The organism is Bradyrhizobium sp. 2TAF36 (assembly GCF_052114925.1).
GTDB classification, from domain to species: Bacteria; Pseudomonadota; Alphaproteobacteria; order Rhizobiales; family Xanthobacteraceae; genus Bradyrhizobium; species Bradyrhizobium barranii.
Genome location: NZ_JBFRFR010000180.1, coordinates 1 through 6,065, shown reverse-complemented (window position 1 = coordinate 6,065; position 6,065 = coordinate 1). Strand labels below are relative to the sequence as shown.

Annotated in this window: 7 protein-coding genes; 4 read left to right on the top strand and 3 right to left on the bottom strand. The window is 53.9% G+C overall.

Annotation, left to right across the window (positions count from 1 at the left end):
* Positions 1 to 395: 395 nt before the first annotated feature.
* Positions 396 to 1,421, bottom strand: a complete 1,026-nt coding sequence (locus tag AB4Z51_RS44005; protein WP_441499684.1) for a hypothetical protein — start codon at positions 1,419 to 1,421, stop codon at positions 396 to 398.
* 35 nt (positions 1,422 to 1,456) lie between these two features.
* On the bottom strand, positions 1,457 to 2,032 hold the full coding sequence (locus AB4Z51_RS44000; protein ID WP_441499683.1) for a tyrosine-type recombinase/integrase: 576 nt from the start codon (positions 2,030 to 2,032) through the stop codon (positions 1,457 to 1,459).
* Positions 2,033 to 2,285: 253 nt separating this feature from the next.
* Here AB4Z51_RS44000 and AB4Z51_RS43995 point away from each other — a divergent pair, with 253 nt between their 5' ends.
* Positions 2,286 to 3,020: a hypothetical protein gene (locus AB4Z51_RS43995; protein ID WP_441499682.1), complete on the top strand. Its 735-nt coding sequence runs from the start codon at positions 2,286 to 2,288 to the stop codon at positions 3,018 to 3,020.
* Positions 3,021 to 3,119: 99 nt separating this feature from the next.
* On the opposite strand, the gene AB4Z51_RS43990 is transcribed toward AB4Z51_RS43995, so the two are convergent.
* Positions 3,120 to 3,674 carry a hypothetical protein gene (locus AB4Z51_RS43990; protein ID WP_441499681.1) on the bottom strand — a complete coding sequence of 185 codons (555 nt, stop codon included), beginning with the start codon at positions 3,672 to 3,674 and terminating at the stop codon, positions 3,120 to 3,122.
* Between the two features lie 293 nt (positions 3,675 to 3,967).
* Here AB4Z51_RS43990 and AB4Z51_RS43985 point away from each other — a divergent pair, with 293 nt between their 5' ends.
* From AB4Z51_RS43985 to AB4Z51_RS43975, 3 genes are all read left to right on the top strand, one after another.
* Positions 3,968 to 4,237 (top strand): hypothetical protein, encoded by a 270-nt coding sequence (locus AB4Z51_RS43985; protein WP_441499680.1) that lies wholly within the window; start codon positions 3,968 to 3,970, stop codon positions 4,235 to 4,237.
* A 74-nt stretch (positions 4,238 to 4,311) separates the two neighbouring features.
* Positions 4,312 to 5,598, top strand: a complete 1,287-nt coding sequence (locus AB4Z51_RS43980) for a radical SAM protein (protein ID WP_441499679.1) — start codon at positions 4,312 to 4,314, stop codon at positions 5,596 to 5,598.
* A 108-nt stretch (positions 5,599 to 5,706) separates the two neighbouring features.
* Positions 5,707 to 6,065, top strand: a 359-nt coding sequence (locus tag AB4Z51_RS43975; RefSeq protein ID WP_441499678.1) for a hypothetical protein, incomplete at its 3' end; no start/stop codon positions are given.

The window sequence follows — 6,065 nt, the reverse complement described above, 5'->3', positions numbered from 1 at the left end:
GCTCCGGTGAAGACCTCAAGCCGCCGCACCGGCTCCGCGATAGCACTATGCACTGTGTCCATTCTAAGCCTAACGGTCCGAACAAACCGCAGACTCGCAGATCACCCCGTCATCCGGTAGGTGGCCGCTGAACAGCGCTTACGGATCAGCCTTTGCCGGTTCGGTCTTCCCAGTTTTCTTGCCCATTGAGCAGCTCCTAGAAATGCGAAAGGGAGCCAAGGGCTCCCTTAATTCGCGAGTGGAACGGCCATCTCAGACCCGAAGGTTGGGCGAAAGTATTCCCGGAAGTATCTCCAAGTCTAAAATGCGCAAAGTCGTGAATCAACCTTGCATATACAGTATAGGCTAATTATTGGCCAAGAACAAGCATTGATAAATACGATAACTATCTGAATTTACGTCGCTTTTAGCGGTTTTCGACTGCAGATTCGAAACAGTTGGCAGTAGCCAAGTTGGCAAGGTTTTTGGTCGTCTATTCGATTGGCATTGCACACGTCTAAATGGTCCGCTGCACACAAGGACCAGAGGGCATGCTGAATGAAGCGTGGGAAGAGTTTTGGAAAATTCGGATTGAAGCTGCGGGCATCAATTCGCTCTGCGGCACCTCGGATGATCTCGGCACAGCCGCCTTGGGCGTAGCACCCCGGGCCGTAGCGATGGGGAATCCCGCAAGCCTCCATTATGCCCGTCCGAAATAGGTGATTATGGACAAGCCGGTCCACAACCACCATGGCCTTTCCGGTTTCGAACCAGATGGGTCGTTGGTCGCGCGCGCCTATCATAAGCCAAGAGAGGGCATTGGTCAGAACCTTGTCGGCGACGCCAAAGATGCCTCGGAGAGGACCAATTAAGGCTTCCTGCCTCGCAGTTTCCAGATCGGCGTTCGTGGATTCTCTGGCGGCCTCCAATTGGGTATCGATCCATCCGACGAGATCACCACCAGCGATGTCTCTGACGAAGAGGAAGAATGAGGCCGCTGGCTGATTCAGCCTCCCGTTGCGGAGGCGTGCCCGAGGTACTGGACAGGCATCGATGTGGTCGGGCTCGGCGCAGGTGAAGCTGCCCTTGTCGTACCGGCAGCTCTCATAGTGCCAGTAAGTTTGGAGCTTTGGGCAGGAGGGGCAAGCTTGGACGCTCGCCTCCAATTTGCTCCAAGACGCGCTCCCATGCTTTTCCATGTAGCTCCGGGCCGCTTGATCCGAGACGCCCTGAAAGCTGAATGCCGTCAGGAGCCAATCAAAAATGGGCGGCGTATCGCGCGACGCGACAGCTTGATCGAGGCCCGCCTGACGAATCTCGTCGTCGATCTCATCCAGCAACGACAGTGTTCCAGCGTACGTGCAGACGGCGCGAATGAAAGCATCGGCGTGATCGTGTGCTTCGAGAAACTCCGTAAAGGGGGCAGTCGGCTTCGCCGCCACCTTTCGGGGCGGTCCTAGGTTACGCGCACGGGGTCCTAGATCAGCGATATCAAAGCCCTCTGTGCGTCCGTGTCGCCATCGATGTAGCCTTGCGTGGTCTGGATAGAGCGATGTCCAGCGAGCAATTGAACATCCCGCAAGGAACCACCAGCCTTGTGCACCAGTCGAGCGGCGCGGGTGATAAACGTTCTGCGGCCCGAATGCGACGAGCAGCCTTTCAAATCCAGCGTCTTGAACGCGCGGTGAAACCAGACAACGATGCTCAGCGGCGTCATTGCGCCGCCTTGCTGTGATCGGATGACGGGACCTTGGCTTACGCCTAACTGCCTTACTGCGGAGAGCGCCTCTCGCAGGTCGGCGTGCAGCGGAATGGATCTCCCGCCACGCTTCTTCGCGATCTTGTCTTGAAGCTCGATAGTGCTGCCGACTTCGCCGCTCGGGTCGAGCACCATATCCCAGGTCAGTTTGGCTATCTCTGCAGCACGAAGACCGGCCTTAACCGAGAGCAGAACGATCAAGCGGTTGCGTAACGGATGGCGAGAGCGCTCGGCGAAAAAGAGGAGATCGTCGATATGATCGGCCGAAAGTGTCTTGGCTTGCTTGCCTGCCATGTCACTCAGAATGAATATCAACAGATTCTAGAACGCTTTGATTGATATGCAACCGGAAATTTAGCACCTTTGAACTTCGGCAAGGTTTCTACGAAAAGCTTATCGTATGCAGCCGATTTGTCTGCCTGAATTAGCAGAAGCGCGCCCTCGACCAAGTGTGGTGAAAAGTGATCGAGTTAGCCTGCCGAGAGTTACGTGTGTCGCACCGCGCAACTTGCGTTGCTGTTGCAACGAAAATGACCGGAGATTCCGCATGAGTGCTGATCGTCAGTACGCCGTCGCCTCTATCCTGTTTGATTACGTAAAAAGCCCTTCCTTAAGGCACCTGCGTGATCCACACAGCGTTCAAAAGGTCTCGCGCGAGATTGTGAAAGCACTAGATGGCGCAAGCTCCGTGTGGAAGAAGTGGGAGGGCCAACGGGAAGAGGTCGCACAAGCTGCGGCTCCATGCTGGATACCCATCGAGGACCTCCAAGCGTTTCTGAATACGTTACCCGGCCCGCCGCTGACGAAAACCGACGTTGAGCAGCGTCTGCGTGCTATTTGGGAAGAACCACATACCAATTATCCCAAGGACAAACTCAAGGACGGCTGTGTTGCGGTGTATCAGACAGAAAAGGTACACGGCACCGAGATGCGCGCAATCATCGGAGCGCTGCAGGAGCACATCGAGCGCGAGGAAGAAAGGCTTAGACACGAGCAGGAGCAAAGCTATCGGCGCTGGAGAGAGGAGGAGCGGGTCAAGCTGGAACAGCGGTTTCACTCGGGTGCGGATTGTGGGTGGACGCAAATCGAGAAGTCCGAAGCGTTCTATTGTCGCCGCAACGGCCGAGCGTTCCGTATCGCACAGGGCAAAGACCAGCGCTGGACGCTGTATCGCGTTCAAGAGATTGACGATAAGGGCGAGTTGCTCGGCACTTATCAAGGTCGCGGTGATGCGAACAAGGCGCTGAAGAAGATTGCTTACGCTCCCGAGCCGGAACGGTGATCATCCATCGATTTCTGCACTCGGAGACAGTTGCCGTTGGGCTGTCACGAACGCAGTGTCTCTCGGAAGAGGAGCAATCTGAGAAAAGGACGGACTAAGCTAAAAATATTTGCCAACTAAGAATTTGGCCGCTGTTGGCACAACACTAAATGCTTTTTTTGTTGCCATTAACAGAGCCCTTTCGTCACGCGTCCATTTACCTGCATCAAAGAGCTTCCGAGTAACATCCTGCCGCCAGCGATCCGTGCGGGGGATATCACCCAGTGCCTCTAGTTCTTCGTCAATACGGCGCTTCATACTAAGCATCATGCTTTTGAGCAGTCCGTCGTCACCTGTAAGGCTCAATACGTTTTGATGCTCTTCATCGATAAAGTTGTCGAATACCAAACACGGCGTTTTTGCCGGAGCAATGCCGTACATCTTTCTGATGCGGTCTGACAGGCGTATGTCAATTTCACGGGCACTCCCAACTTCCCGGGTTTTGACCGGTGCCACAAGAACCCAATTCGACCCTGTGTCTTCGTGAATTTGCTCCCACGTATCCTTCAGCCAATTTATCGCAGAACGATCATAGCCTGAGAGAATGAAGACACTGACGATGACTTTCTCTGGCTCAAGCTCGGCGATCTCATCTTCAGAGGTGATCTCTTCCATTGTTGCCTCCTACAATGTGGAAGCTAGTCTTCTACCAAACAACGAGCGCGGTGAGCAGATTGCTTCGGTACTGCAATCCCCTGACCCGGACAGGCCGCCAATCCACTTTCGGAGTAGCGCCCGCCACCACTCGGACAGCATGCTGCGTTGCCGAAGGCCCCGAATTATTGTCTCAGTCTGGTTGCGGGCCTCTTGCATTCCTCTCTAAGGTGTATGTAACCTGAGGTGGTTACGGGCAGGCGTGCATCTGCTGGGGCCTGACCCGAAAGCGATTTGTCCCATGGAGAGTTCATATGGCAGAACACGCGGCGATTAATCCAAAGACCGATAGCTCGGATGAAACGAACACTCGTGCCGAAGTGCGTGCAAAGGCAATCTCAGTTGCCGCCGAGGTTTTAAGAACCAATGCAGAGGCGCGGCGCGAGGCGCTTAAGAAGCTTGGGGCCGATGACGAAACCGTCGGTATGATTCAAGCAATCGACCAGATGATCGTGACTATCCGAGCAAAGGGGGACGTTGTGCCCGACTCCTGGGGCTTAGGTTGCGGCGGGATCGCCTGTTAGTCTCGATCAAGATTAACACATTTTCGTCGTGAGGCTCGACGCGCCGATATGCCAAGTCGGCGCTGCGACCGCTCGTGGACGAAAGGGAGTTGGTTGTGCTGATTCAAAGCGACGACCACAATAGCCAATCGCCTTTGCTGTTGCGCTGGGACATCGTTTCGAAATGCAATCTGTCGTGTTCTCACTGTTGCGTAGGAGACATGCTGCGCGACGACACGAAAGTTGACCTCACGACAGAGGAGATTTTCAGGGGACTTGAAAACGCAGCGCGGGGCGGTATCCGTCAAGTGCATTTTCTCGGTGGCGAGCCGACTATTCGCCGGGATTTCATTCAGATAATGCAACATGCTCGTGGTTGCGGGCTCGATGTCTCTTTCAACACGAATGGCATTAGGCAGGACACTCGATTCTTGGAATCACTTATCGAGATCAATCCGATTGGCATTACGGTCAGCCTTGATGGTCCAGACGCCGCTTCACATGATACGATCAGAGGACGCGGCACATTTGAGAAAACGACCTCCTTCATTAGAAAGCTTGTTGAATTGCGGCCCGCTTACAGAGGGCGGCGTCCGAAACTGCAAATACAATCGGTTCTGACTGCCCATTGGGTCTTACGGGCCGGGGAAATAATTGCTCTAGCGCACCGGCTGTCTGCCGACGCCGTGGTTGTAAATCATCTTGCGAAAATCGGTGATGCAATCACAAATGCGTCCACTCTTGGCATAACACCGATCCAGCACTTCAAGGCAAGTTTGATGCTGCTTTCTGCCATGAGCCAGTTTCCGCACATAGAGGTGACTGCGCCTATTCGCCTCAAGGTAATTCAGTTTTATCGCGAGTTTACCGGCGACCGCTCGACGCCACTTCAAACGAATCAATGCCCTGCAATCGACGAAAACAGCCAAGTGAACTACGATGGCACGATAACTCCCTGCCAACTTGCCCAGAGCTACGGCCTTTACGATGAGGGGAATATGCCGTCGATTTTGGACGAGGTTGGATCAGCGTGGGATACTTTCGTATTTAGTTCGTTCAAGAGGCAGGTGAAAGATGAGCTTGAACGAGTGTATGAAAACCAAATTCCATGCAATCGTTGCCATTTTCTAGGACGTGGTTGCAGACCTTGCCCCCTGCCAGATGATCCAACGTTGTACAAAACGAACTATCAATGCTTGATAGCCGAGGCGCTCTTGAAGGCTGGTCACGACAAGGCGAAGGTTTCTCAGCTTACCGAAGCTGAGGTTGCTGAGATTATGGAAAAGGCCATAGAGGATAATCCAGCTCGGAAACGTCCCGATAGCGATTTTCTGTTTCCCGACGTTAAATTGCGACTTAAGGGCGAGAGTTCAGTGCAGTAACGTGCGACCTGAGAGATGTCTCCCAACTCGAATAGAGCGTCAAATCATATCGAAAGATTTGAAGCTGCAGCGCTCCCAAATTCTCGCGGGGTTTTGAGCGCGGCGTTCTTGGCTGTCGCCCCCGAACTGCGCGAGTGGGAGTCCGGCCAGCAGTACCCCTTCTTAAGCGGTATATCGGCCGATGGCTGCCCTCTAGAGGTATCAATCAGCCTCTCGCACAAATCGGTCTCTGCCGCCCGCTTTATCGTTCAGCCGTTTCGCTTCGACCGTGATTGCGTTGGCATATTTAAGCACCGCTGGGCGGCACTTAAAAGCTCGTTGAATTTTAGTTGTCACGGTGAACCCATTGACGGTGTGCTGCAAGCTCTGGAGCGGCACGAGGTAGATGATAGAAGGAGCTGCGTATGTTGGCTAGGTGCAGAAAACACAATTGAGCAGAGGCTGAGCGCAAAGATCTATATCTATAT

What these genes read in the sequence shown, in the direction of transcription:
- AB4Z51_RS43995 (WP_441499682.1), top strand. Translation starts at nt 2,286, where the DNA reads ATGAGTGCTGATCGTCAGTACGCCGTCGCCTCTATCCTGTTTGATTAC.
- AB4Z51_RS44000 (WP_441499683.1), bottom strand. Translation starts at nt 2,032, where the DNA reads ATGGCAGGCAAGCAAGCCAAGACACTTTCGGCCGATCATATCGACGAT.
- AB4Z51_RS43990 (WP_441499681.1), bottom strand. Translation starts at nt 3,674, where the DNA reads ATGGAAGAGATCACCTCTGAAGATGAGATCGCCGAGCTTGAGCCAGAG.
- AB4Z51_RS43985 (WP_441499680.1), top strand. Translation starts at nt 3,968, where the DNA reads ATGGCAGAACACGCGGCGATTAATCCAAAGACCGATAGCTCGGATGAA.